Source organism: Ruminococcus sp. FMBCY1 (assembly GCF_023921805.1).
In the GTDB taxonomy this organism is placed as follows: Bacteria; Bacillota; Clostridia; order Oscillospirales; family Acutalibacteraceae; genus Ruminococcoides; species Ruminococcoides intestinale_A.
In genome coordinates this window covers 1499332-1524563 of record NZ_CP074197.1, presented here as the reverse complement: position 1 = coordinate 1524563, position 25232 = coordinate 1499332, and the positions used below count along the sequence as shown (strand labels likewise).

The following is a 25232-nucleotide window of genomic DNA, read 5'->3' as shown; positions in this document are numbered from 1 at the left end:
TTATATCAGCTCACAAAAATTAAAAAATAAAGAAAATTTCTTGTAAAGGAGATAAGACTATGGGCATTATCAGAGCAGCCATTAACTCGGTTAAAGGCGGATTGGCAGATTCTTGGCAGGAGGTTATTCAGCCAAGACCAATGAGCGGAACTCTCGCAATGGTTCCCGGTGAAAAGATAACACACGGCACATCTCAAAACACAAAGGGCACACCAAACATCGTATCAAACGGTTCGGTTATTCAGGTATATGACAACCAGTGTATGCTCCTTATTGACGGCGGTAAGGTAGTTGACTTTACTGCAGAACCGGGTTATTACCAGGTAAGCAACAGCTCAATGCCGTCACTTTTCTGCGGTCAGTTTGGCGACTCTCTTAAAGAAACATTCTCCCGTATTAAATACGGCGGAATTCCGTCACAGTCGCAGTATGTAATTTACATCAATCTTGCCGAAATTACAGGTATTCTTTTCGGCACAAAGAATGTTGTAAACTACTTCGACAGTTTCTACAATGCAGAACTTTTTCTCCGTGCGCACGGTACATATTCTATTAAGATTACCGACCCGCTTAAGTTCTATCAGGAAGTAATCGACAAGGGTCTTGTAACAGCTTGTCAGCCGTTTGACTACAAGTCAAAGTCAATCCAGTATAACACAGAGTTTGAGGCAGCTTTAAGTTCTGCTATCAACAACTTCTCTGCTGACGGTTACAGAATCAGCTTTATTAAGGGTAAATCCCGTGAATTCGGTCAGTATATGGCTAAAACTCTCGACCAGGAATGGGAGCAGCAGCGTGGTTTCCAGGTTCAGGCAGTTGCTATCAACATTTCTTACAATGACGAGAGCACAGAGCTTATCAATATGAGAAACAAGGGCGCAATGCTTTCGGACGCAGCGGTTCAGCAGGGCTATGTAGCAGCTAATGTTGCCGAAGGTATGAAAGCGGCAGGCTCAAACTCAAACGGCGCAATGGCAGGCTTTATGGGTATGGGCATGGGTATGAATGCAGGCGGTAATATCCTCGGCGGCTATCAGCAGAACCCACACTACAATAATCAGCAGCCACAGCAGCCTCAACAGCCACAGGGCAATCCGCTTGGCGGCGCACAGCCTGCTCAGCCGCAGCAGAACGCTCAACAGCCTGTACAGCCTCAGTCGGCAGATAGCTGGACTTGCGCTTGCGGTGCGGTAAATACAGGCAAATTCTGCCCTGAATGCGGCGCAAAAAAGCCTGACGCACCTAAAAAGCATTTCTGTGTAAACTGCGGATATGAATTAAAAGAAAATCAGAAGTTCTGTCCTGAATGCGGTACAAAGGCAGAATAATTTAAGAGGGATAAGGCAATAAATGGGTACAGTCAATTATAACTGCCCATCCTGTGCGGCACCGCTTACTTTTAACCCGCAAAGGCAAAGATTTTGCTGTGAATACTGTCTTTCGGAGTTTTCTCCGGAGAAGATTCAGCAAATTTACGCCGAAAGGGAATAAAGCGGTGCTGACAGCCAACAGGAATTTAAAGAGGAATTGCACGACGGTTATGTGTTCCATTGCGATTCCTGCGGCGCAGAGGTTGTTACCACTTCATCTACAGCGGCAACAACCTGCTTTTACTGCCACAATCCTGTTGTGCTCAAGGGCAGATTGTCGGGAGATTTCAGACCCGACAGAATTATTCCGTTTAAGTTGTCACGAGAACAAGCTGTTTCAGCTTTTATGGGATAAAACAAAAGGTAAAAAGTTTTTGCCCAAAGATTTTTTAAGCGACTCAAATATTGAGAAAATGACAGGAGTATATTTCCCATATTGGTACATAGATACTCAACAGGATTCTCATATGACGGCAAGGGGCAAAAAGTACAGGCACTGGAAATCCGGTGACAGACGATATACCTAAACTTCGTATTATGACCTGTTCAGAAGCGGCGACTATGACGGCGCTTGCGATGAATTTATCGAAACGGTTGAGCAATACTATAATGCGGGTGTAGATACAAGCAAAGACGCAAGCTACAGCAATATAATTGAAGCACAGCTTACTCCGCTTGAGAAGGTTATAAAAGGCTTTCTCTACGGTATAGTGTTTATGCTGATGGGCGGCTTGGCAGGATTTCTTGTCAGTCTGGGCGTTCGTTACGCTTACGGCAAAAACGGCAAGGGTGCGAGTTATGACCTTGCTAAAAACAGCTCGCTTAACCTTACGGAAAGCAGAGATCAGTTTTTATACAAAAATGTGACTTATACTACCGTGTCGAATTCAAGCTCAAGCTCGTCGTCGCACAGAAGTCACAGGAGCAGCAGCAGTCACCGTTCAAGTCATTCATCACACGGCGGCGGTGGCAGACATTTTTAAATTTGCAACAACGGTGTTCTTTATATCGGCTTAAGAACAAAATCAGAATTTTTACAAACTGTCGGCAGGAATTTTGTTCCTGCCGATTTTTAAAAGAATATTTTTGATGCAGATGAGTTGCGTTTTAATAAACCATACTTTTTACAAAATTATAAAAGTTTGGTCAACCTTTTTAAAGGCTTGACCTAAATTTTAAAAATTATTTAATCTTTACTCCAAACCAAATCCCAACAGGCAATGCAAAAGTATTACCCGTACAGCGTTTTATTAAAGAATATGAAAAATTATGAAATTATAGATAAGCTCTACGCCTATCACAATGCAGACAGAGCAGAGTTTACAGCATTAATAAATACTGTTACAGACGAAGAACTTGAGTACCTGCGCAAAAAGGCACAGCAGACGGCACAAAAATACTACGGTAACAAGGTGTATATCCGTGGTTTGATTGAGATTTCAAGTATTTGTAAAAATGACTGCCTTTACTGCGGTATACGCAGGTCAAATGCAGATGCCGTTCGTTACCGCCTCTCAAAAGAGCAGATTTTGCAGTGCTGCGATACAGGCTACCCGCTCGGTTTTCGCACCTTTGTTTTGCAGGGCGGAGAGGACGGATATTTTACCGATGATGTTATGTGCGATATTGTGCAAAAAATCAAGCAAAAATATCCCGACTGCGCAGTAACGCTTTCTCTCGGCGAACGCAGTTACGAAAGTTACAAAAGACTGTTTGATTCGGGTGCAGACCGATATCTTCTTCGTCACGAAACGGCAGACAAAGAGCATTACGAAAAATTACACCCTGACAATATGTCGCATCAAAACAGGCTCGATTGCCTGTACAATCTTAAAAAAATAGGTTATCAGACAGGTGCAGGTTTTATGGTCGGTTCGCCTTTTCAGACCGCCGAAAATCTTGCGGATGATCTGATTTTTATAAAAAACCTCAATCCGCAGATGTGCGGTATAGGCCCGTTTATTCCGCATAAAGACACGCCGTTTGCCAAGCAGCCTACAGGCAGTGTGCGGCTTTGCCTTATGCTCATCTCAATAATAAGACTGCTGTTGCCGAGCGTACTGCTGCCGTCAACAACCGCACTCGGTACGGCGGACATCAACGGCAGGGAAAAGGGAATACTGCACGGCGCAAATGTGGTTATGCCAAACCTTTCTCCGCTTGAGCACAGAAAGGATTATTCTCTGTACGATAATAAAATTTGTACGGGTGACGAGTCGGCGCTGTGCATAAGTTGTATGAAAAACAGAATGAAGTCAATCGGCTACGAAGTTGTGACCGATGTGGGAAATTATATTGCTCCTTAGTTGCGACAGGAAAGGAAATATGAAATGTATGACAAAAAATCTCTTAAAGCAGAGGAATTTATTAACGACGGTGAAATTCTCGACACCCTAAAATATGCAGACGAAAACAAAGATAACCTTGCACTCATAGACAAAATCATCGACAAGGCAAGGCTTAGAAAAGGACTTGACCACAGGGAGGCAAGCGTATTGCTTGCGTGCGAGGACAGCGAAAGAATTGCAAAAATTTATGACCTTGCCGAGCAGATAAAAAAAGATTTTTACGGCGACAGAATCGTTATGTTTGCCCCTCTTTATCTTTCAAATTATTGTGTAAACGGTTGTGTTTACTGCCCGTATCATCTTAAAAATAAACATATCTGTCGTAAAAAACTTACGCAGGAAGAAGTGAAGAGCGAGGTTATCGCATTGCAGGATATGGGGCACAAAAGGCTTGCGATTGAAGCGGGCGAAGACCCCGTAAACAATCCGATTGAGTACATTCTTGAGTGCATAAAGACGATTTATTCAATTAACCATAAAAACGGCGCAATCAGACGAGTTAATGTAAATATTGCCGCCACCACGGTTGAAAATTACAGAAAGCTAAAGGATGCCGGCATAGGAACTTATATTCTTTTTCAGGAAACTTACAACAAAAAGAGCTACGAAGAGCTCCACCCCACAGGTCCGAAACATAATTACGATTACCATACCGAGGCAATGGACAGGGCAATGCAGGGAGGAATTGACGATGTGGGAATTGGCGTGCTGTTTGGATTGGAACTTTACCGCTATGAATTTGCGGGACTTTTAATGCACGCAGAGCATCTTGAGGCGGTTCACGGAGTAGGTCCGCATACAATCAGCGTCCCACGAATTAAGCACGCAGACGATATAGATCCAGACTCATTTGACAACGGAATAGATGATGAAACTTTTGCGAAAATTTGCGCACTGATAAGAATTTCCGTACCGTACACGGGTATGATTATTTCGACCAGAGAGAGTAAGGCGGTGCGTGAAAAGGTAATAAGACTCGGTGTGTCGCAAATCAGCGGTGCGTCCTGCACAAGCGTTGGCGGTTATGCCGAACCCGAAAAAGAGGACGAGAATACGGCTCAATTTGATGTGTCGGACAATCGTACGCTTGACGAGGTTGTAAATTGGCTAATAAGCCTTGGCTATATCCCGTCATTCTGCACGGCTTGTTATCGTGAGGGCAGGACGGGCGACAGATTTATGTCGCTTTGCAAAAGCGGTCAGATTCAAAACTGCTGTCATCCAAATGCGCTTATGACGCTTAAGGAGTATCTTATGGACTATGCAAGCGAGGACACAAGAAAAATCGGAGAAAAGCTGATTGAAAAAGAGCTTTTGAAAATTCCCAATGAAAAAGTAAGAAAAATTGCCGCACAACACATTGCAGAGATAGAAAACGGCAGTCGGGATTTTCGTTTTTAAGAGGTGCTTATGGGACTTAATGATACTCCGCTTGCCGAGAGGGTGCATATTGCATTTTTCGGCAAGCGCAATGCAGGAAAATCAAGCCTTGTAAATGCGGTTACGGGGCAGAATTTGTCGGTTGTATCCGATATTAAGGGCACTACTACGGACCCTGTAATGAAAGCTATGGAACTGTTGCCGCTCGGTCCTGTTGTAATAATTGATACACCGGGTATTGACGATGAGGGCAGTCTTGGTGAAATGCGGATTGAAAAGGCAAGACAAGTGCTTGACGGAACGGATATTGCAGTGCTTGTGGTTGACGGTTCGATGGGAAAAACAGCGGCAGATTCTGAACTTATAAATCTGTTTGAACAGAAAAACATACCGTATGTTGTGGCTTATAACAAGGCTGATTTGCTGAAAAATCCACCGCATACAGATGACGGAATGCTTGTAAGCGCAGAACAAAATACAGGTGTTTTTGAGTTGAAAGAAAGAATAGCAAGCCTGTTAAAATCCGACAGAGAGCAGAGAACGCTTTGCTCGGATTTAATTAGCGCAGGTGATACGGTAGTGCTTGTTGTGCCGATAGACAAGGCTGCGCCAAAAGGCAGAATAATTTTGCCACAGCAAATGGTAATACGGGAAATTCTCGATTCGGGCGCAATCGCCGTTGTAACGAGGGACAGCGAATTTGAACAGACTTTGAACTCGCTTGCCCAAAAGCCGTCGCTTGTAATTACCGACAGTCAGGCTTTTGCGGCAATCGCAAAACTCACCCCGAAAGACATCAGACTTACTTCTTTTTCAATTCTTATGGCAAGGTATAAGGGCGTGCTTGACACTGCCGCAAAGGGTGCAAAAGCTATAGATTCGCTTTGTGACGGTGACACGATTCTTATAAGCGAGGGATGTACTCACCACCGCCAATGCGATGATATTGGCACGGTAAAACTTCCACGGCTTTTAAGAAAATACACGGGTAAGAGCATAAAAACAGAAACAAGCTCGGGCAGAGATTTTCCCTCTGACCTTACAAAATATAAACTTGTAATACATTGCGGCGGCTGTATGCTTAACGAAAAAGAAGTTGACAGCCGCAGACAAAAAGCCGAAAACGCAGGCGTACCGTTTACAAACTACGGCATAGCAATTTCATATATGCGTGGAATTTTTAATGGCAGTTTGTTTGTAAATAAAATATGATGAAACGACCTCACAAAAGTTATATGCTTTTGTGGAGTAAATTATGGTTTGCCACATAAAGTTTAGTATAATAAATTCAAAATTTAGGTCAACCCTTTTTAAAGGGTTGCGGGTTTGGGCAGAGCCCATAAAACATTAAAAACACACTGATTTTTAATAAAAACAAATGGTTGAATTTATATCATAGGATAAATAAACCTTAGATTGTTCAAGACCTTAAAATAAAACAAAAGTCAAGATTAATAAGTGGCAGAAAGTAAGAAAGTCACACTTTAGCGGTCTTAGAGAAAAGATAATATAAAGGATGCAAAAGTTTGCGTGTGTGGCTAATTTGCCCTTAAAAAGTGGCAAATTAGTAGTTTTAGTAGCGTAGCTTTTCTTTTTGTTGCTATCGCATTTAAGGGCATTCGCCGTTGCGCTCAAGCCGCCAAACAGCTCGCTGTTTGGCTATCGTCAGATTGCGTAAGCGGAAAGTATTTATGGGCGCTGCCCAAACCCGCAATTTTTGAAAAAATTGAGTAAACTTTTTTGTTTTTGGGAGGATAATTTAGCGTTAGCTAAATTTCAATGCCCGACCGACACTCCGCTAAACCATAATTTTCTTACACTTTGAATAAAAATCGTAAAAAATAATTCTATGTTAAACAGCAAAAATCCGACCTCATAATGAAGTCGGATTTTGCTGTTTATTTATTTGAGCTTTGCATTAAGCTAAACCGCATTTTTCGATAAAGTCGTAAAGACCTTTCTTGTTATTCTTAATCATCTTTGCTCTGATGTTGAACATCATAATTGTGAGGAGTGTAAAGATAATTGCAATTGAGAGAAGAACGATTGTTACTTCAAGGATATTGCCGTTACCTGAAATTGTACCTCTGAATGCGTCAACAGCATAGCTGAATGGCAACCACTTGTGAATTGTAGCAACGAAGTCGCCTGAAATTTCGATTGGGTAAGTACCTGCAGAACCTGCAAGCTGTACAACCATGAAGATAAGCATTAAGAAGCTGCCTACCTTACCAAGCCATACATTGAAGAAGTAAAGAATTGACATAAATGCGATTGCGGTAATTCCTGCTACGAGGAATGTGTTTAAAAGCTCGGTAGGTTCAAAGTGTAAGAACAACTGGAGTGAACCTATCATTGCATAAGCGGCAACAAGTGCTACGAGATAAGCAATGCCTGCTTTGCTTAGCCACCAAGAGAAACCTGACTTGATTGTGCCATGGTGCTCGGTGAGAGGATACATAATACAGAATGCTATACAAAGTACCCACAAACCAACGCACATCATATAAGCCGCCATTGCGTGACCGTTATTTTCTACATTTGAAATCTTAGTTTCGTTTGATTTTACAGGGCTTGAAATCATTTCATATACTGCATCGTCGCCCTTGTTTTCGTCTATTGTCTTTTGTCCGTCTTCAAGACCTGTCTTTAAGGTGTTTGCACCGTCCTTAAGGTCTGAAAGTCCGTTGCCGAGTGTAATCGAACCGTCGTAAAGCTGACCTGCGCCATCGTTAAGTGTTACTGCACCGTCGGCAAGCTGATTAGCACCGCTTGTAAGTTTTGAATTGTTTGCTGTAAGAGTAGCAAAACCGCTTGTGAGTGTTTTTGTACCGTCATCAAGAGTTTTAGTACCGTCTGCAAGAGTCTTAGTACCGCTCTTTAATTCATCAGCACCGCTGTCAAGTGATTTAGCACCGCTTGAAAGCTGACTCGCACCGCTTGAAAGCTGATTTGCACCTGAATTTAATTGAGCCGAATTATCGTTAAGCTGTGTAAGTCCGCCGCCTACCTGTGCAACACCGCTTGTGTATGATGTAAGACCGCTTGATAGCGACTTAGCACCGTCAGATACCTGTGAAATACCTCCGTCAAGAGTTGACATACCCGGAATAATCTGAGTATCAAGTGCGTAGCTTACATTTGCAAGACCGCTGTACATTCCGTTTACGGCTGTCTTAGCACCGTCGAGAACAAGCTCTTTGTTTTCGTTAAGCTGAGCAACACCGTTTTTAAGCTCTGTTACCTTTGAAAGTGAAGGAGTAACCTGCTCAAATACTGCGCCGATTGCTGTTGCGTCATTTGCTGCTGTTGTAACATTTGCCGCAAGGCTGTCTGCAATTTCTTTTACTTGAGCGGCAGTCTGTAAATCGCCGCTTGCCTGCAATTGAGCCGCAAGCACATAAAGTGATTTTGCGTTATCGCCTGCGTTTGTAAGGCTGTTTGTAAGATCGGTTTTAACAGCATTGAGAGCTGCAAGCTCTTCCTCGCTCGGAAGTGAAGTGTTCTGCAATTCATCGTTCATCTTGCCGATAGCTGCCGAATAAGTATCAAGTCCGTTGCTAAGCTGTGTGATTGTATCTTCGCTCGGCAAACCGCTTTTTACTGTACTGCTCATCTGATTAAGTCCGCCGAGAATTTGCGCACTGCCTGATGAAAGCTGTTCGTTGCCTGCGGTAAGCTGCTGTGCGCCGGCTGTAAGTGCCGAACTGTTTGCGTTAAGTGCAGCCGCACCGTCATTAGCCTGTTTTACACCGTCTGTATAGGTTTTTAAACCGCTTTCAAGTGTTTTTGCGCCGCTCTCAAGAGTGGCTGTACCTGATGTGAGAGTTTTTGTACCGTCGGAAAGTGAATTTGCGCCGTCATTGAGCTTTAATGCACCTGTAAGTAAAGATGTAGCACCGTTTGCAAGTGTAGTTGAGCCGTCTGAAAGCTGATTTACACCGTCAAGGTAAGATGAAAGACCAACCTTGAGTTCGCTTGTGCCGTCTTTAAAAGTAAGTGTGCCTTCCGACAAAGTTTTTAAATTATCTGAAATAGTTTTGTTGCCGTCCGAAAGTTTTTCTGTGCCGTCATAAATTTCGCCTGCACCGTCTGCGGCGTCTTTCATACCGTCACCCGCCTCGGAAATCTTATCAAAGATTGTTTCGGCATAGGTCTTTGTGACCTCCTGAGCGACCGATGTCTTGATTTTTTCAAGAGCGGTTTCGCTCATTTTCATTGCTATATAATTTGTACCCGGATTTGTCTTGTAGTCAAGTTCCATCTTCTTTGGAACTGTGTCCATAAGAGTGGTAGCGTTTTCAGAGAAATTCTTTGGAACGGTGATTACCATATAGTAAGTACCGTTTTTAAGTCCACGCTCGGCTTGGTCTGCGTCTGTAAAGTTAAAACACAGCGAGCCGTCTTCTTTGAGCTTGTCAACAAGTTTTTGACCTACATTAAGGGTTTCGCCCTCATACTCGACCGGTTCGTCAAGGTTTACCACTGCGACAGGCAATTCATCGAGTTTGCCGTATGGGTCCCACATTGAACCGAGGAAAAGCGTGGTGTAAATTGCAGGGATTGCAATGATGAATACTAATACAATCATCAGTATCTTGTTACGCCACAGGCTTTTCCATTCCTGCTTTACCATAACAGTATTCTCCTTTCTTTGCACTAATCAACTCCGTTGTTATTAAACTATATTATATATTTTAATAGATAAGGTGTTGATTTTCTTTGCGATATATATTATAATATCTATAAAAGAAACATTCAAGCATTAAAATTAACGCTTATGTTTAATAATAGACATTTGATGTAATAATGTTGAGGATTGGTGAATAAATTATGGCAGTACGAACAGACAGGCGTGTAAGAAAAACAAAGGCGGCGTTGAGGCACGGACTTGCGGTACTTACAAAGAAAAAAAGCATAAAGGAAATCACGGTAAAAGAGCTGGTTGAAGAGGTTGATATTAACCGTTCGACTTTCTATCTGCACTATACCGATATATACAGTATGGTGGCTGAACTCGAAAGCGAGCTTTTGGAGGAATTTAAGAATGCAATAGATTTGTATCCGCCGACAAACAGTGAAGAAGAGATGTGCAGATTCTTTGAGCACATTTATAATATTTTGAATGACAACCGTGAAATCTGCGTTGCTCTTGTAAGCGAAAACGGCGACATTTCTTTTATCCGTCAGGTCGAAACCTTTGTGTCGGAAAGGATAAAGAAAATATTTGAAAGCGGTATGGTTAAAAATTTGTATGATCTAAGATATGTTTTTGATTTTTGCATTTCCGGCGGTATGGGACTTTTCAAGCATTGGCTTACCGATGAAAACGCTCTTGAGCCTGCGCATATGGCAAAGATTACCACGGATATGGTTGTGGGCACTTTAAAGAGTTTTGACAATAACTTTCGGGTGTCGGATTATTCAAAAATAAAGCTTTGATTTTTGCGTATTATATAATGTATAGTAAAATCGACTGCGAAAATTTATATACACAGGAAAATTTTGCGTAAAAAGAAAGAAAATCAGAGTTTTTTTCTTAAATCTCTTGCATTTTTTGAAGTTATATGCTATTATAATTGACATATGACTGATACTTTAAGGAGGTGGGACAATGCCAAACATTAAATCTGCAAAAAAGCGTGTAAAGGTTATCGCTACTAAGACAGCTCAGAACAAGGCTGTAAAGTCAGCTTTAAAGACAGTTATCAAAAAGGCTTACTACGCTGTTGACACTAATGCTGCCAACAAAACAGAGGCAGTTAGTCTTGCTATGAAGAAAATCGACCAGGCAGCAGCTAAGGGTATTATGCATAAGAATACAGCTGCAAGAAGCAAGTCATCTCTTGCAAAAAGACTTAATGCATCTGCATAAGTTAAAGATTTTGAATTGCAACCTTAAAAGCAGAGATTTTTCTCTGCTTTTTTTGTTTTTATGTTGACATTTTTTTGAAAAATGGTAGAATATATTTAGATAATACGCATATAATATTGCCGTTAATTTAACATAATCGGGAGGAATAACATATGAAAAAGAAACATTTTTGGCTCATAATCAGCATTATTTCGGCGGTTGCCGTAGCTTCTGCTGCGCTTACAGCTTTCTTCATTGTTAAAGATAAGCAGAAGAAAGACGATGAAGAGCTTATGGAGTACCTCGACAGCTCTATTGAATAAAATTCTTAAAGGTCATCCGCTTGGGTGACCTTGTTTGTTACGGAGTGATTTTGTGATACAACACGAGCTTGACAGACTTTTAAAAGAAGCTAAGGGCAATAAAGAGTTGAAAGAAAAATTAATTGCCACAAAAAATGCGGAAGATCCCGTATCCGAATTTTGCTCGCTTTGTCAAAGTCTTGGCTATGATATAAAGATAGGCGAACTGTTTGCCTGCGGTCAGGATATGAACGATTCAAAGTTAAGAAGCGTGAACGGCGGCGGAGTAAACGGAATTGACGGTTGGGACGATACCTATGAGCAATTTTTCCTTACTCTCGAATGGTGCAAATAAAAAAGCAGGGATTGTGCCCTGCTTTTGTTATTGATTTTAACTTATAAGTGCTGTATAATAAAGATGTAAAGAAACGGCTTTAGCTGTTTCGCTAAAACGATTTAGTTATTTTTTAACAACCGCCTTGTACTTGCACTACAGGGCGGTTATTTCTTTCTTATGTTCTTTATGATTTCATTTACTGCTGTCAAAGCAATAGCAAATGCAATTAAGTATGTAATACTCTCGACCATAAAATATAACACCCCCTTTCGCAAGGGAGCTGAAACAGCCGCCACCGTTTCTTTACATTTGACATTATAACAAATTTTTTAAAGCTGTTCACCGAAAAATTTTGTTACACACTGTTGCTTGCAAAATCATAATAATATTGCAATTTTTCGCCATATGTGGTACTATAAATGATGGATAGTATTCGCTTTGAAACTGTACCACTTTATATTTTTACTATTATCCGTTCGCCTGTATCCGCTCGGAACAGGACAATACGGAAAGCGGTACGGGATTTACTTAGTTTTTGTAAATCCTTTTATTTCTTTTTAGCGGTATGTTCAAATACTTTTAAGGAGAATTACCAATGAAAAAAACTGTAACAACATTTGCCAAAGCTAAGCAGTCGGGAGAAAAGCTTACAATGCTTACCGCCTACGATTATTCAACTGCAAAGCTTATGGATGAGTCCGGTGTAGATGCTATTTTGGTCGGCGATTCACTGGGTAATGTAATTTTAGGATATGACAGCACAGTTGCCGTTACTATGGAAGATATGATTCATCACGGTGCGGCGGTTGCAAGAGGCGCAAAAGAGGCAATGGTAGTTGTGGATATGCCGTTTATGTCATACCAGACCTCTGTTTATGACGCACTTGTAAATGCGGGCAGACTTATGAAAGAGGCTAACGCAGGCGCAGTAAAACTTGAGGGCGGCGAAAGTGTTTGCGAGGCAATCAAAGCTATTACACAGGCAGGTATTCCTGTTATGGCACATCTCGGACTTACTCCGCAGTCTGTAAATGCTTTCGGCGGATTTAAAGTTCAGTGCAAGGACGAGCTTTCCGCTAAAAAACTTGTTAAAGACGCTCTTGCCGTACAAGAGGCAGGCGCTTTTGCGGTTGTGCTTGAGTGCGTTCCCGCAAAACTTGCGGAATATGTTACAAGTATTCTCGATATTCCGACTATCGGTATCGGTGCAGGCGCAGGCTGTGACGGTCAGGTGCTTGTATATCAGGATATGCTCGGAATGTTCAGCGACTATACACCGAAATTTGTTAAGAAATATGCAGATGCCGGTACATTTATGCGACAGGCATTTACCGATTATATAAACGAAACCAAGTCAGGTGCTTTCCCAAGTGAAGAGCATTGCTTTAAGATAGATGAAAATGTGATGGAAAAGGTTATGGAGGAAGAAAAATGATTAAGCGTACAGGTTCTGTTGCGGAAGTAAGACAGCAGGTTAAAGAATGGAAAAAGCAGGGACTTACAGTAGGTCTTGTGCCGACAATGGGATATCTTCATGAGGGTCACAAGAGCCTTATTGACAGAGCAGTAAAAGAAAATGACAGAGTAGTTGTAAGCATTTTTGTAAACCCTATTCAGTTTGCTCCGAACGAGGATTTGGAAAGCTACCCGAGAGATATTGAAAAGGATACCGAGCTTTGCACAAATGCAGGCGCAAGCCTTATTTTTAATCCGACACCCGAGGAAATGTATCCGAACGGATTTTCAACAAATGTTGTAATGAATAATCTTACAAAAGAACTTTGCGGCAAAACAAGACCGACTCATTTCGGCGGTGTTTGCACAGTTGTAAGCAAGCTCTTTAATATTGTTGCGCCGGACAGAGCGTATTTTGGCGAAAAGGACGCTCAACAGCTTGCTATTATTAAGAGAATGGTAGCTGACCTTAATTTTGATATTGAAATCAAGGGTTGCCCTATCGTTCGTGAGGCAGACGGCCTTGCAAAAAGCTCAAGAAACACTTACCTTTCAGCCGAAGAAAGACAGGCGGCACTTGTGCTTAGCAAGAGTATTGCACTCGGCAAGAAAATGGTTGAGGACGGCGAGCGTAACGCTCAAACCGTAATTGACGCTATGAAAAAGTGCATTTCGGCAGAACCGCTTGCAAAGATTGACTATGTAAGCGTGGTAGACGCACTCAGCATTACACCTATTGATGAATACAAAGGCTATGTGCTTACCGCAATTGCCGTTTATATCGGCAAGACAAGACTTATTGACAACTTTATTGTTGACATCGACACACTGTAAGCGTGTTTTCAGAAAGGGAGAGAGTTATGACAGTTACAATGCTTAAAAGTAAAATTCACCGTGCAACTGTTACTCAGGCAGAGCTTGATTATGTAGGCTCAATCACCATTGACGAGGCATTAATGAAAGCGTCGGGCATAATGGAGTACGAAAAAGTACAGATTGCCGATGTAAACAACGGTCAGCGTTTTGAAACCTATGTTATTGCAGGTGAGGAAGGCTCGGGTGTTATCTGTCTTAACGGCGCAGCGGCAAGATGTGTGCAAAAGGGCGACAAGGTAATTATTATGAGCTATGCTCAAATTGACAATACAAAGGCTTTAGAGCACAAGCCAAAGGTTGTGTTTGTCGACGACGACAACCGCATTACAAGAATTACATCATACGAAAAACACGGTCTTTTAAAGGATATGGAGGACTGAAATGTTTAAAGGCAAGAACATAATTCTTGGTGTGACAAGCAGCATTGCCGCTTACAAATCGGCAAATGTTGCAAGCGCACTTGTTAAAAAAGGTTGTAATGTCAATGTGCTTATGACTGAAAATGCAACGAATTTTATTAATCCTCTAACCTTTGAGGAGCTTACAAAGCACAAATGCATTATTGATACTTTTGACAGAAATGTTCAGTATAATGTTGCGCATATTTCTCTTGCTGTAAGTGCTGACGCATTTATAATTGCGCCTGCATCCGCAAATGTTATCGGCAAAATAGCAAACGGAATTGCAGACGATATGCTTACTACCACTGTTATGGCATGCAAGTGCCCTGTTATTATTTCGCCTGCCATGAATACAAATATGTACGAAAATCCAATTGTTCAAGACAATATTGCAAAACTTGAACGATTCGGATATATTATAGTTCCGCCTGCCGAGGGCAGACTTGCCTGCGGTACAATCGGTAAGGGCAAAATGCCCGATGAGCAGGTGTTGCTCGACTATCTTGAAAGAGCATTGTCGGATAAACAGGATTTCAAAGGAAAAAGGGTGCTTGTTACCGCAGGCCCTACTCAAGAGAGTATCGACCCTGTTCGCTATATTACAAATCATTCTTCGGGCAAAATGGGTTATGCCGTTGCAAGACAGGCCATGCTTAGAGGTGCGGAGGTTACTCTTGTGTCGGGCAAGGTGAATTTACCGCCTGTTCCTTTTGTAAAAATGATATATATAACCACTGCAGAAGATATGTACAATGCGGTCACTGCGGAATTTGAAAATACCGATATTGTTATAAAGGCAGCGGCGGTAGCTGATTTCAGACCAAAGCGGATTGCAGACGATAAGCTTAAAAAAGCAGACGGAATGGACAGCATAGAGCTTGAACCGACAAAAGACATATTAAAAGAACTCGGAAAAAATAAAAAGGATAGGTTTATTTGCGGATTTTCGATGGAAACCAAAAATATGACCGAAAATTCAAGAAAAAAACTTGAAAATAAAAACCTTGATATGATAGTTTGCAACAACTTAAAGGTTGAAGGTGCAGGCTTTCAGGGTGACACGAATGTTGTTACCGTTATAGACAAAACGAATATAACAGAACTTGGTATAATGTCCAAAACAGAGGTTGCGGACAAAATCCTTGACAGAATCGCAGAAATTAATAAATAATAATTTAAAATAAGATTTTCAGATTGGATGATTTTTATGCATGAGAAAATAGTTGAACTTCTCTCTCAAACAGAAGATTATATTTCCGGACAAGAGCTTTCGACACAGCTCGGAGTTTCCCGTCAGGCCGTATGGAAAGCCATAAACACTCTCAAGTCACAGGGATATGTTTTTGACTCGATTACACGCAAAGGCTACAAGCTGGTTGCGTATCCGGAGCATCTCAACAAATATGCGGTAAAATCACATCTGAATACAAATCTTATCGGTAAAAATCTTATTGTTCTGGATTCGGTAACATCTACAAACGATTATTTAAAAACTCTCGGTGCAGAGGACTGCGAAAGCGGAACTTTGGTTGCGGCAAGAGAACAGACAAAAGGCAAGGGCAGACTTGGCAGAGTATGGCAGACAAAGAAAGATGACGGAATTGCATTTTCTTTTCTGCTTCGCCCCGACCTTGCACCCAATGAAATTACAGGTATCACACCGCTTGCAGGTCTTGCGGTGTGCAAGGCAATAAGGGATTATACAGGCATTGACTGCAAAATCAAGTGGCCTAACGATATTATCACCGGACATAAAAAACTTGTGGGCATACTTACCGAACTAAGCGCTGAATTTTCTGCGGTTGAATACACAATTACGGGTATAGGCATAAATGTTGAGCATACGCAGTTTCCGCAGGAAATTGCGCACAAAGCTACATCAATATTCCTTGAAACAGGCAAGCATATCGACCGCAACGAGTTTTTGGCGGTTGTTATCGAATATCTTGAAAGAGAACTTTTGACTAATGATTTACGACTTACCGAAAAGGCTCTCAAAGAATACACTTCGCTCTGTGCAACTATCGGCAGAAATGTCAGCTTTTTCAGAAATTCACAGCAGCTGAACGGAGTAGCTGAAAAAATTGACAATAACGGCGAGTTGGTCGTAAAACTTGAGGACGGTACTCTGCACACAGTAAATTCCGGAGAAGTAACGGTTCAGGGTATCTATTAATTGGAGGAAGAAATGCCGATATACAAAATAGCCGACCTTAATATTGAGATAAACCCCAAATATGAAAAAACAAGCAAACAGCTTGCAGCTTATATCACAGATGAAAAGACGGCTGACTTTTGTGTTGAGGCAGAGCAAAGCGAGATTGACAGATTGGTTGCCGGCGGCGGAATTGATTACCTTAGCGAAAGCTGTATAATCAATACCTTGGTTTGCAGAGAAATTCTTGACAACTATGACGGACTTTTCTTTCACAGTTCGGCTTTAATGTTCGACGGCGGCGCTTATGTTTTTTCTGCGCCGAGCGGAACAGGAAAATCCACACACACTGCACTTTGGCAAAGGCATTTTGGCGGCAGGGTGCAGATGATTAACGATGACAAACCGATAATCAGGAAAAAAGGCGGAGTTTTTTATGTTTACGGAACTCCGTGGATGGGCAAGTCAAATATCGGAGCAAATATTTCTGCACCGCTCGGAGCGGTGTTCCTGCTTGAGCGTGACAGAGTAAATTATGCCGAAAAGGTAAGTGCGGGAAAAGTTTTTCCGAAACTGCTTGAGGCAACTTTAATTTCCAAAAAACAAGACAGAATGAGCAAAATTCTTGAATTGTACGACGAGATTTTCTCGGCTGTCGATTTGTATTCATTGCATTGCACAATAAGTGACGATGCGGTTACGGCGGCGTACGACGCAATTTGTAAATAACGCTTATCGAAAGGAAATTACTATGGATTTTGAAAAAGTAGTATCTGTTAAAAATATGAGAGAAAGTGACGCACGCACAATTGCGGAGCGTACCCCTTCGGCAGAGCTTATGATGAGAGCGGCACAGGGCATTTTTGATAAAGTGAAGTTTGCGGGAAAAACCTGCGTTGTATGCGGCAAGGGCAACAACGGCGGCGACGGTTATGCGCTTGCGTGTATTCTTGCAAGACATTCTATGGCTTGTACAATTGTGAGAGCTGTTGAAGGCTTTTCAAAAGACGGACTTTATTATTATCAACTTGCAAAATCACTGGGCGTTAATGAAATATCACTTTATGAGGCAGGCAATTTTGAGGGATACGACATTGTTGTGGACTGTCTGCTCGGTACAGGATTTTCGGGCAAGGTTGAGGGTGAAATTGCACAGGCAATCACCCAAATAAATATGACTCCTGCGTATGTTGTAAGCGCCGACATTAACAGCGGCATTAACGGCGACACAGGTTACGGCGAACTTGCGGTAAATTCAGACATCACAGTGTCTATCGGCAGTCTTAAGACGGGACTTTTCCTGAATGACGCACCGTATTATATTGATTCGCTTACAAATGCCGACATTGGCATTGAACTTTTGCTTGACGAGTACAAGCTGATAGATTACGATAATCTGGAACTTTTTGAGGGATATAATTCGGAGGTATATACAACCGAAGAATTTATGGAGAAGTTTAATTATTCTCCCGAAACCTGCAACATTACCGAAATCGTAGCAGAGATGAGCGTTAAGAACAAGAAAACAATTGTTGTAAAGACAGAACATTCGGCGGTTATTGCAGATGTAAAATATGTGTATTTCTGCGCCGATTATATAAGAAATTAATAATGCCTTTATTTTGGCTTTTGTATATTGCAAAACATAAAAGCGTATGATAAAATAGCTTTTGAAAGGGATTGATGTTATGCGAAATTTAATGCAGAAATTTGCAGTTTTTATGCAGGGCAGATACGGTACAGATAAGCTTAACAACTGCCTTTTTGTGCTGTTTCTTGTGCTATGGTTTGTAAATATCTTTGTGTTTGCACCGATACCGACGCTGATTATCGACGCCTTTGAAATTGCGATAATTGTTATTACCGTGTTTCGTTCGCTTTCACGCAATATCTCCAAAAGAAGTGCGGAAAACCGAGCTTTTATGCCTGTTTACAATGCCGTTACAGGTTGGTTTAAGCTGACTTATAAAAAAATTCGTGACCGCAAAGAATACCGTTACTTAAAGTGTCCTATCTGCAAGGCACAGCTTAGAGTACGAAATGTAAAAGGTAAACACAGAGTACACTGCCCTAAATGCGGAAGTGAATTTGATAAGAAAATATAACCGATAAAAAGCCGCTTGTTCAGAGCGGCTTTTTTGTTTGTACTGCTTTTGTCAAAAATTGGGGTAATTTATGGTTTGGCAAAATGATTTACCAAACTTTTATAATTGATTGGCAAATCAATTTGTTAAACCATAATTTATTGATATTACTAAACATTTTAAACAGAACCGTTTTTATATAGATTTTCCTATATTTCTTTTTGGCAAATAAGCGTATTATATGAGTTCTTACTGTTGAATTTAGCAATTAATTATGATACAATAATCTATATATGCAATTACAAAATTTTGTTTTGACAGATTACCGAAAGGGGTTTTATATATGTGCGGTATTTGTGGCTTTACAGGCGAAGTTATCGACAGAGATAAGGTCATTAAAAATATGACCGATGTCATCACTCACAGAGGACCTGACTCCGACGGTGTGTTTATGGACGATCACATCGCAATGGGTTTTCGCCGACTTTCAATTATTGACCTTGACGCAGGTCATCAGCCGATTTATAACGAGGATAAAACACTTGTTCTCACTTTTAACGGAGAAATTTATAACTACAGAGAGTTAAGAAAAGTTCTTATTGAAAAGGGACATAAATTCTATACAGACACCGACAGCGAAGTGCTTATTCACGGCTTTGAGGAGTGGAGAGAGGATCTCCTCTTAAAGCTCAGAGGAATGTTCGGCTTTGCTATTTATAATACAAAGGATAACTCCGTTTTTGTTGCCCGTGACTTCTTTGGCATTAAGCCGATGCACTACACAATGATTGACGGCGAATTTGTTTATGCGAGTGAAATCAAGAGTATTCTTGAGCACCCTAAGTTTGTTAAGAGGTTTAACAAAAGAGCACTCGATACATACCTTTCATATCAGTACGCTGTTCCGCCCGAAACTTTCTTTGAGGGTGTATTCTGCCTTATGCCGGGTCACTACCTTTGGTACAAAGACGGCGAAGTGGAAACTACACGCTATTGGGAGGCTCGTTTTAATCCTAATGAAGAGCTTACCGAGGAAGAGGCTGTCAACTCAATTGAAAAGGTATTTGAAAATTCGGTAAATGCCCACAAAATCGCTGATGTTGAGGTTGGTTGTTTCCTTTCAAGCGGTGTTGACTCAAGCTATGTTTCAACATATTTTGCAGACCAGAAAACTTTTACGGTAGGCTTTGATTTTGGCGAGCACTACAACGAAATCAGCTGGGCAAAGGGTCTTAGTGAGAAAATCGGTGTTGAACATCATACACACCTTATTTCAAGCGAAGAATTCTGGGATGCAGTTCCTACCGTACAGTATCATATGGACCAGCCGCTTGCCGACCCATCTTGTATTGCGCTTTACTTTGTATCAAGACTTGCAAGCGAGTATGTAAAGGTTGTACTTTCGGGTGAGGGCGCAGACGAATTGTTCGGCGGCTATACTTGCTACAATGAGCCGAGAGTATTTAAAATTTATCAGACAATCGTTCCGCATTGTATCAGAAAAGCAATCAGAGCCGTATGTAAAAAACTCCCTGACATCAAGGGCAGAGATTACCTTATCAGAGCGACAGACCCGCTTGAGGAGCGCTATATCGGTAATGCCTTTATGTATGATTATAAAGAAAAGAGAGAACTTTTAAAAGACCCTAACATTGCAAGCCGTCCGCAGGATTATGCAAAGAAATATTACTACCGTTGCCGCAGATATGACGATGTTACAAAGATGCAGTATCTTGACATCAATATGTGGCTGGTAGGCGATATTCTTTTAAAAGCCGACAGAATGAGTATGGCAAACTCTCTTGAGCTTAGAGTTCCGTTCCTTGATAAAGAAGTATTCAAGGTTGCGTCCACCCTTCCTACAAAGCTTCGTTGCAACCGTCACAATACTAAGTACGCTATGCGTAAGGCTGCCGTTCGCCATATGCCGGAGGCTACAGCCGAAAAAGAAAAACTCGGTTTCCCTGTTCCTACAAGAGTATGGCTCAGAGATGAGAAGTATTATAATGTTGTAAAGAAAAAGTTTAAGGGCAAAACTGCCGAGAAATTCTTTAATACAGATATTCTCATTCGTTGGCTTGATGAGCATTTCAGCAACAAAGAGGATAACAGCCGTAAGGTATGGACAATCTATGTATTCCTTGTATGGTATGATATTTACTTTAACGAGGACAACGAAAAGGTAGAAAAGCCTGTAAATCACCTTGACGAATTAAGAGCAATTGCCGAGGCAAGACAGGAAAAAAAGCTTAACGAGTTTGGCGAGGCTATTATGACGGAGGCTGAAAAGCTTGACAAAGATTATGACGCACCAAACTTTGGCATAGATAAATCGGCACAAAAGGCTGAAAAGGCGCAGACAGCGGAAAAAGAACCCGTAAAGGCGGAAAAAGCCGAAAACGAGACAGAACCTGTTAAAGAAGATGCCGTAGAAGAAGTTAAGACGGAAAATCAGCCGCAAGAGGTTAAAGCCGAAGAAGTTAAGGCTGAAAATGAAGAGCCTGCAGAAGAGGTAAAGTCCGAGGAAGAAAAAATCGAGGACGAGCCTGTAATTGAAGATGAACCGCAGGAGCAAGAGCCTGCACAGGTTGAAGAAACACCAAAGGAAGAGGAATATGTAAATATTTCAAATCCGGAGGACAAAGAGGTTTATGAAAAGCCAAAGAAACCGAGCACTCCGCAGGAGGAGCTTGAAATGGCTATTGAGGGCATTGAAAAGCGCTCAAAATATCTTGATGAACCGAATGTAATTTCAGACGAGGCGATTGACGAAATCGTAAAGTCAATTAAGTTCTTTGATGACGAGGACTGATTAAAAACCGTATAAAATATAACTGCCCGACACCACTAAGCGGTTGTCGGGCAGATGATTATAACCACAGAATAAAATATTTTTCAGTTGGAAAATTAGGATTAGTAAGTCGGCTTTTTATCAAAAGGCGGAGGGAATTATTGTTTAGCGCACGGTTAAGATTAAAAGATTTTAGAATTCAGGTCAAGCCTTTGAAAAGTTTGACCGAACTTTTATAATTTTTGCAAAACTCTCTGCTGAATTCTGATTAATTTACTGACATAAAAACTCAAAAACACAAAAATTATACAATAACTCCGAGGCAGAGCATATTCAGCATAATTTTGTATTCGGGTTCAAAATCGGAGAGCGGCAAGGGGTTTTTGCCTTTTCCCATTTCTATGGTGAGAGCCGGACGGCGGAATTTTTCAATAAACCAATCTTTAAAGCCGCCGCCTGTCGCAATATCCTCGGGTACAGAGATATTGTAACCGCTTGCTTGGGAGAGTACGGACGCAAGTCGAAAACTCATAACGGGAGTGTGCTTGCCGAACGAGCAGTAAATCTCTCTGCCCTGACTGTGAAAAGCAATGGCACGGTCAAAGTTGTTGCGTTTGCACAGGTTTGTGAGCGCCTTGGTTTCAGGCTCGCTTTCGGGAGCGTTGCCGCCGAAACGGGTGGCGGATGGAGCTTTTATGTTCATACTCAGTTCACGGTTTTTAAGCTCGTTCCAACCTGCGTTGAAGTTGTGGTTAATGTCCACACCCCTTGCGTTTGCCTGCCAGACTTTGTTTTCTTTAGAGGCTTTTTCCACAAGAGATTTGTATTTGAGAGCGGCATCGGAGCCGTGAATTGCGATTTCAACTCCGTCGGGATTTACGCAAGGCACAATCGTAAGTCCTTTTTCACGGAGAAAATCTCGTATTTTATAGCGACCGACAACGGAATCGTTCTCCATTGCATCGGCGCATTGTTCAAAAAATTTGAGAACCGCCGTAACGGTAAGATATTCGGAACCGTGAAAGCCTGCGCAGTAAAGCACGCAGTTTTTTGTGTTGCCGATGTGCAAAACATCAATACATCTGCCGCATACGCTTTTGCCTGCGAATGAATGATGAACAAAACTGTATTTTTCGCAGATGTCGTTAATAATTTTTCTTCTGGTCTGGTAGTCGGGCATTACATTGTAGTCTGTCATAAAAATTTCCTTTCTGTTTTTTTCCTTAAATTAAAATTCAAATGAGGTATAGGTATGAAACTTTTTGAAAAAACCATAAACAGCACTTCTGTTTTTGACGGCAGAATTTTGCATATTACCCTTGACGATGTTGAACTTGAGGACGGTAAAAAGTCTAAAAGGGAAGTTGTAAATCACCCCGGCGGAGTTACCGTAGCCGCCCTTGACAACGACAACAACCTGCTTTTTGTAAGACAATTTCGTTATCCGTACAAAGAGGTTGTGCTTGAGCTTCCTGCAGGCAAGCTCGAAAAAGGCTCAACTCCGCTTGAAAACGGCAAGCGTGAATTGCTTGAAGAAACAGGCGCACAGGGATATTCTTATACTTCACTCGGTCAGCTTTATCCGTCACCCGGCTACACCAACGAGATAATTCATCTTTATGTATGCAGAATAAAGAGCGAGGGTGAAAGCAAGCCTGACGAGGGCGAATTTTTGGATGTCGAGAAAATTCCGCTCGACAAGGCGGTTGAAATGGTGCTCAACAATCAGTTGCCGGATGCAAAAACTCAAGTAGCCGTGCTGAAAACGGCAATGCTGCTTAAAAGCGGAAAAATTTAACTTGCAGATGCTCTGCAATTAAGGTATGAATAAATATATGCAAACTTTTTTTGAATTATTACCCGAAAAACAAAATACATCAGCGGCACTCGGCTTTTTTGACGGCTTGCACATCGGTCACCGCAAGGTTATCGGCGAGGCGGTAAGGGGCAGTGAAAACGGACTTGTGCCGATTTGCTTTACCTTTGCACAAAGTCCGAAAAGTGTGCTTAAAAATCAACCGCAAGAGGCGTTGATGAGCGTTGAAGATAAAAAAACAGTGCTGTCCGAAATCGGAATACAGCACCTGTATATGTGCGATTTCAAGTCGGTTGTTGATGTTGCGCCACGAAAATTTGTGGAAGATATGTTAATAAAAACTCTGAAAGCAAAAAAACTTTGCTGCGGTTTTAATTACACTTTCGGTAAAAACGGCGAGGGAAATACCGAGCTGCTCGCCGAAATTTGCAAGGAAAACGGAATTGAGTTGCAGGTTTTGCCGCCTGTTGAAGAAAAAGAGGGAGTAGTTTCGTCAACGCTTATCCGTGAACTTATTAAGGACGGAAATATGCGCAGGGCAAACGAACTTTTAGGTTCATATTTCGGATTCGGCGGAGAGGTTGTACACGGTCAGCACTTGGGCAGAGAACTCGGAACACCGACTCTTAATCAGTCTTTGCACGAAGAACTTGTTGTGCCGAAGTTTGGCGTGTATGCATCGTGCGTTACTCTTGATGACGGCAGAAAATTCTGCGGCGTTACAAATATAGGAGTAAAACCGACAGTAGGCAATTTTGCCCCGCTTTGCGAAACTTGGATGCCCGACTACAGTGGAGAAGAGTTGTACGGCAAGACGGTAGATGTGCGGCTTATAGATTTTATAAGAGGCGAAAAGAAATTTTCTTCGCTTGATGAATTGAAAAAAGCTATCTTTGACAACGCAAAGACAGCCGAGAAAATGTTTTCTGAAATTAATAATTTATAATAATCAGCCTGACAACAGATTTGAATGTTGTCAGGCTTTTACATTTATGGTTCTGTTTTAAATGTGGGATAACAATAATAAATTACGGTTTGGCAAATTGTTTCGACAAGTAATTATAAAAGTTTGGTCGACCTTTTCAAAGGTCGTGGGTGTGGGCAAAGCCCACAAATACTTTCCGATTACGCAATCTGACGATAGCCAAACAGCTCGCTGTTTGGCGGCTTGAACACAACGGCGAAAGCCTTTAAATGCGATAGCAACAATAAAAGACATTCGTTATATAATGAAAAAGTTAATTATTTCTTTTCTAAAAGGCTGTCGCCTGTTTTAGCAAACTTAGTTTTAGCACGCAAACAGCGTGGCTGTTTGCGCCTGATAAATTGTTGTATCGGAAGATTTTATGGGCGCTGCCCAAACCCGCAATTTTTGAAAAAATTGAGTAAACTTTTTTATTTTTTGGGAGGATAATTTAGCGTTAGCTAAAATTCAATGCCCGACCGACACTCTGCTAAAACATAATTTAGCAAATAGCTTAGACTAAATCGGAACGAAAATTTTAAAATGATTTAATATTACTTCCTATTAAACTTTTTTACCTTTTCCGAAAGGCTTTGTAAATCCTCTTTTGAAAGTTCAGGCAGATGTTCGAGGTCGTCAAGAAATTTTGCTATACTTTCCTTTTCCTTTAGCTTTGTACTCTCAATATAATAGCTTGTAATAATTCCCGGTACTACCGCTATTATCAGTATGGAACATATCGACAGGAAAATCGACATTGCCCTGCCGAGTATCGTAACGGCGGTTATGTCGCCAAAACCTATGGTCGTGGCTACGCTGAAACAGTACCATACACTGTCAATCGGAGTTTTTATGTTCGGCTCAACTATCCATACACCAATGCTTACACCTGCAAATATTATTATGTATGTTGTCAAAAACTTAAGTGCTCCTGTCCGTTTAAGTATAATTTTTATCAGCCGAGTTTTTTTCATATCTTCACCGCCTGCCTTTTATAACAAAATTATATCAATTCTGCGTATAACAGTCAATATTTTTAGCAAAATTAAACAGTCGAATTTTTGGTCAGAGTTTTTGCATCGATTTTCACAAAACAGGT

General features: G+C 41.4%; 25 protein-coding genes. 22 read left to right on the top strand and 3 right to left on the bottom strand.

The window, feature by feature from the left end; all coding sequences use genetic code 11:
- Window positions 1-59: 59 nt before the first annotated feature.
- The 6 genes from KGF34_RS07575 to hydF all read left to right on the top strand — a co-directional run bounded on the left by KGF34_RS07575 (window position 60) and on the right by hydF (window position 6310).
- Window positions 60-1328 carry an SPFH domain-containing protein gene (locus KGF34_RS07575; RefSeq protein WP_186935541.1) on the top strand — a complete coding sequence of 423 codons (1269 nt, stop codon included), beginning with the start codon at window positions 60-62 and terminating at the stop codon, window positions 1326-1328.
- A 199-nt stretch (window positions 1329-1527) separates the two neighbouring features.
- Entirely contained in the window at window positions 1528-1725 is a 198-nt protein-coding gene (locus tag KGF34_RS07570) for a hypothetical protein (RefSeq protein WP_252558609.1), read from the top strand.
- 367 nt (window positions 1726-2092) lie between these two features.
- Window positions 2093-2353 carry a hypothetical protein gene (locus KGF34_RS07565; RefSeq protein WP_252558608.1) on the top strand — a complete coding sequence of 87 codons (261 nt, stop codon included), beginning with the start codon at window positions 2093-2095 and terminating at the stop codon, window positions 2351-2353.
- A 276-nt stretch (window positions 2354-2629) separates the two neighbouring features.
- Complete coding sequence (gene hydE / locus KGF34_RS07560; RefSeq protein ID WP_252558607.1) at window positions 2630-3676, top strand: [FeFe] hydrogenase H-cluster radical SAM maturase HydE; 1047 nt, start codon at window positions 2630-2632, stop codon at window positions 3674-3676.
- Between the two features lie 24 nt (window positions 3677-3700).
- Window positions 3701-5119 carry a [FeFe] hydrogenase H-cluster radical SAM maturase HydG gene (gene hydG, locus KGF34_RS07555; RefSeq protein WP_252558606.1) on the top strand — a complete coding sequence of 473 codons (1419 nt, stop codon included), beginning with the start codon at window positions 3701-3703 and terminating at the stop codon, window positions 5117-5119.
- Window positions 5120-5128: 9 nt separating this feature from the next.
- Window positions 5129-6310 (top strand): [FeFe] hydrogenase H-cluster maturation GTPase HydF, encoded by a 1182-nt coding sequence (hydF, locus tag KGF34_RS07550; protein WP_252558605.1) that lies wholly within the window; start codon window positions 5129-5131, stop codon window positions 6308-6310.
- Window positions 6311-7016: 706 nt separating this feature from the next.
- Here the strand turns inward: hydF and KGF34_RS07545 are convergent.
- A complete protein-coding gene (locus KGF34_RS07545; RefSeq protein WP_252558604.1) occupies window positions 7017-9734 on the bottom strand; it encodes a YhgE/Pip domain-containing protein in 2718 nt (905 codons plus the stop codon).
- A 197-nt stretch (window positions 9735-9931) separates the two neighbouring features.
- Between KGF34_RS07545 and KGF34_RS07540 the strand changes: the two genes are divergently transcribed.
- From KGF34_RS07540 to asnB, 13 genes are all read left to right on the top strand, one after another.
- Window positions 9932-10540 carry a TetR-like C-terminal domain-containing protein gene (locus KGF34_RS07540; protein WP_252558603.1) on the top strand — a complete coding sequence of 203 codons (609 nt, stop codon included), beginning with the start codon at window positions 9932-9934 and terminating at the stop codon, window positions 10538-10540.
- Window positions 10541-10712: 172 nt separating this feature from the next.
- A complete protein-coding gene (gene rpsT / locus KGF34_RS07535) occupies window positions 10713-10973 on the top strand; it encodes a 30S ribosomal protein S20 (RefSeq protein WP_022234005.1) in 261 nt (86 codons plus the stop codon).
- A gap of 152 nt (window positions 10974-11125) precedes the next feature.
- Window positions 11126-11275, top strand: a complete 150-nt coding sequence (locus KGF34_RS07530) for a hypothetical protein (RefSeq protein WP_022234004.1) — start codon at window positions 11126-11128, stop codon at window positions 11273-11275.
- A 52-nt stretch (window positions 11276-11327) separates the two neighbouring features.
- Window positions 11328-11609, top strand: a complete 282-nt coding sequence (locus KGF34_RS07525; protein ID WP_186935532.1) for a hypothetical protein — start codon at window positions 11328-11330, stop codon at window positions 11607-11609.
- A 577-nt stretch (window positions 11610-12186) separates the two neighbouring features.
- On the top strand, window positions 12187-13026 hold the full coding sequence (gene panB, locus KGF34_RS07520; protein WP_252558602.1) for a 3-methyl-2-oxobutanoate hydroxymethyltransferase: 840 nt from the start codon (window positions 12187-12189) through the stop codon (window positions 13024-13026).
- Window positions 13026-13880, top strand: a complete 855-nt coding sequence (gene panC / locus KGF34_RS07515; RefSeq protein ID WP_186935649.1) for a pantoate--beta-alanine ligase — start codon at window positions 13026-13028, stop codon at window positions 13878-13880. Before panB ends, panC begins: the two co-directional genes overlap by 1 nt.
- Before the next feature lie 26 nt (window positions 13881-13906).
- Window positions 13907-14302 carry an aspartate 1-decarboxylase gene (gene panD / locus KGF34_RS07510; protein WP_022234000.1) on the top strand — a complete coding sequence of 132 codons (396 nt, stop codon included), beginning with the start codon at window positions 13907-13909 and terminating at the stop codon, window positions 14300-14302.
- 1 nt (window position 14303) lies between these two features.
- Entirely contained in the window at window positions 14304-15494 is a 1191-nt protein-coding gene (coaBC, locus tag KGF34_RS07505; RefSeq protein ID WP_252558601.1) for a bifunctional phosphopantothenoylcysteine decarboxylase/phosphopantothenate--cysteine ligase CoaBC, read from the top strand.
- 36 nt (window positions 15495-15530) lie between these two features.
- Window positions 15531-16499, top strand: a complete 969-nt coding sequence (locus KGF34_RS07500; protein ID WP_252558598.1) for a biotin--[acetyl-CoA-carboxylase] ligase — start codon at window positions 15531-15533, stop codon at window positions 16497-16499.
- Between the two features lie 12 nt (window positions 16500-16511).
- Window positions 16512-17207 carry a hypothetical protein gene (locus tag KGF34_RS07495; protein ID WP_252558597.1) on the top strand — a complete coding sequence of 232 codons (696 nt, stop codon included), beginning with the start codon at window positions 16512-16514 and terminating at the stop codon, window positions 17205-17207.
- Between the two features lie 22 nt (window positions 17208-17229).
- Window positions 17230-18087 carry an NAD(P)H-hydrate epimerase gene (locus KGF34_RS07490; RefSeq protein WP_022233996.1) on the top strand — a complete coding sequence of 286 codons (858 nt, stop codon included), beginning with the start codon at window positions 17230-17232 and terminating at the stop codon, window positions 18085-18087.
- 91 nt (window positions 18088-18178) lie between these two features.
- Window positions 18179-18583 (top strand): hypothetical protein, encoded by a 405-nt coding sequence (locus KGF34_RS07485; RefSeq protein ID WP_252558596.1) that lies wholly within the window; start codon window positions 18179-18181, stop codon window positions 18581-18583.
- A gap of 322 nt (window positions 18584-18905) precedes the next feature.
- A complete protein-coding gene (gene asnB, locus KGF34_RS07480; protein ID WP_333780947.1) occupies window positions 18906-21374 on the top strand; it encodes an asparagine synthase (glutamine-hydrolyzing) in 2469 nt (822 codons plus the stop codon).
- Window positions 21375-21657: 283 nt separating this feature from the next.
- Here asnB and KGF34_RS07475 read toward each other — a convergent pair whose 3' ends face one another.
- Window positions 21658-22551, bottom strand: coding sequence for a M14 family metallocarboxypeptidase (locus KGF34_RS07475; protein WP_022233943.1), 894 nt, complete (start codon window positions 22549-22551; stop codon window positions 21658-21660).
- A gap of 54 nt (window positions 22552-22605) precedes the next feature.
- Here KGF34_RS07475 and KGF34_RS07470 point away from each other — a divergent pair, with 54 nt between their 5' ends.
- The 3 genes from KGF34_RS07470 (at window position 22606) to KGF34_RS07460 (ending at window position 24583) form a co-directional block, all read left to right on the top strand.
- On the top strand, window positions 22606-23151 hold the full coding sequence (locus KGF34_RS07470; RefSeq protein ID WP_022233944.1) for an NUDIX hydrolase: 546 nt from the start codon (window positions 22606-22608) through the stop codon (window positions 23149-23151).
- A gap of 25 nt (window positions 23152-23176) precedes the next feature.
- Window positions 23177-24115: a bifunctional riboflavin kinase/FAD synthetase gene (locus tag KGF34_RS07465; RefSeq protein WP_252558595.1), complete on the top strand. Its 939-nt coding sequence runs from the start codon at window positions 23177-23179 to the stop codon at window positions 24113-24115.
- 222 nt (window positions 24116-24337) lie between these two features.
- Window positions 24338-24583, top strand: a complete 246-nt coding sequence (locus KGF34_RS07460) for a hypothetical protein (protein ID WP_252558594.1) — start codon at window positions 24338-24340, stop codon at window positions 24581-24583.
- A 104-nt stretch (window positions 24584-24687) separates the two neighbouring features.
- On the opposite strand, the gene KGF34_RS07455 is transcribed toward KGF34_RS07460, so the two are convergent.
- Window positions 24688-25107 (bottom strand): potassium channel family protein, encoded by a 420-nt coding sequence (locus KGF34_RS07455; protein WP_022234061.1) that lies wholly within the window; start codon window positions 25105-25107, stop codon window positions 24688-24690.
- Between the last annotated feature and the right edge of the window lie 125 nt (window positions 25108-25232).

What these genes read in the sequence shown, in the direction of transcription:
- hydF (WP_252558605.1), top strand. Translation starts at nt 5,129, where the DNA reads ATGGGACTTAATGATACTCCGCTTGCCGAGAGGGTGCATATTGCATTT.
- KGF34_RS07530 (WP_022234004.1), top strand. Translation starts at nt 11,126, where the DNA reads ATGAAAAAGAAACATTTTTGGCTCATAATCAGCATTATTTCGGCGGTT.
- KGF34_RS07565 (WP_252558608.1), top strand. Translation starts at nt 2,093, where the DNA reads ATGGGCGGCTTGGCAGGATTTCTTGTCAGTCTGGGCGTTCGTTACGCT.
- KGF34_RS07495 (WP_252558597.1), top strand. Translation starts at nt 16,512, where the DNA reads ATGCCGATATACAAAATAGCCGACCTTAATATTGAGATAAACCCCAAA.
- KGF34_RS07455 (WP_022234061.1), bottom strand. Translation starts at nt 25,107, where the DNA reads ATGAAAAAAACTCGGCTGATAAAAATTATACTTAAACGGACAGGAGCA.
- coaBC (WP_252558601.1), top strand. Translation starts at nt 14,304, where the DNA reads ATGTTTAAAGGCAAGAACATAATTCTTGGTGTGACAAGCAGCATTGCC.
- KGF34_RS07470 (WP_022233944.1), top strand. Translation starts at nt 22,606, where the DNA reads ATGAAACTTTTTGAAAAAACCATAAACAGCACTTCTGTTTTTGACGGC.
- rpsT (WP_022234005.1), top strand. Translation starts at nt 10,713, where the DNA reads ATGCCAAACATTAAATCTGCAAAAAAGCGTGTAAAGGTTATCGCTACT.
- KGF34_RS07545 (WP_252558604.1), bottom strand. Translation starts at nt 9,734, where the DNA reads ATGGTAAAGCAGGAATGGAAAAGCCTGTGGCGTAACAAGATACTGATG.
- panD (WP_022234000.1), top strand. Translation starts at nt 13,907, where the DNA reads ATGACAGTTACAATGCTTAAAAGTAAAATTCACCGTGCAACTGTTACT.
- hydG (WP_252558606.1), top strand. Translation starts at nt 3,701, where the DNA reads ATGTATGACAAAAAATCTCTTAAAGCAGAGGAATTTATTAACGACGGT.
- KGF34_RS07575 (WP_186935541.1), top strand. Translation starts at nt 60, where the DNA reads ATGGGCATTATCAGAGCAGCCATTAACTCGGTTAAAGGCGGATTGGCA.
- KGF34_RS07485 (WP_252558596.1), top strand. Translation starts at nt 18,179, where the DNA reads ATGCAGAAATTTGCAGTTTTTATGCAGGGCAGATACGGTACAGATAAG.
- KGF34_RS07465 (WP_252558595.1), top strand. Translation starts at nt 23,177, where the DNA reads ATGAATAAATATATGCAAACTTTTTTTGAATTATTACCCGAAAAACAA.
- KGF34_RS07475 (WP_022233943.1), bottom strand. Translation starts at nt 22,551, where the DNA reads ATGACAGACTACAATGTAATGCCCGACTACCAGACCAGAAGAAAAATT.
- KGF34_RS07540 (WP_252558603.1), top strand. Translation starts at nt 9,932, where the DNA reads ATGGCAGTACGAACAGACAGGCGTGTAAGAAAAACAAAGGCGGCGTTG.
- panB (WP_252558602.1), top strand. Translation starts at nt 12,187, where the DNA reads ATGAAAAAAACTGTAACAACATTTGCCAAAGCTAAGCAGTCGGGAGAA.
- KGF34_RS07490 (WP_022233996.1), top strand. Translation starts at nt 17,230, where the DNA reads ATGGATTTTGAAAAAGTAGTATCTGTTAAAAATATGAGAGAAAGTGAC.
- hydE (WP_252558607.1), top strand. Translation starts at nt 2,630, where the DNA reads ATGAAAAATTATGAAATTATAGATAAGCTCTACGCCTATCACAATGCA.
- KGF34_RS07500 (WP_252558598.1), top strand. Translation starts at nt 15,531, where the DNA reads ATGCATGAGAAAATAGTTGAACTTCTCTCTCAAACAGAAGATTATATT.
- asnB (WP_333780947.1), top strand. Translation starts at nt 18,906, where the DNA reads ATGTGCGGTATTTGTGGCTTTACAGGCGAAGTTATCGACAGAGATAAG.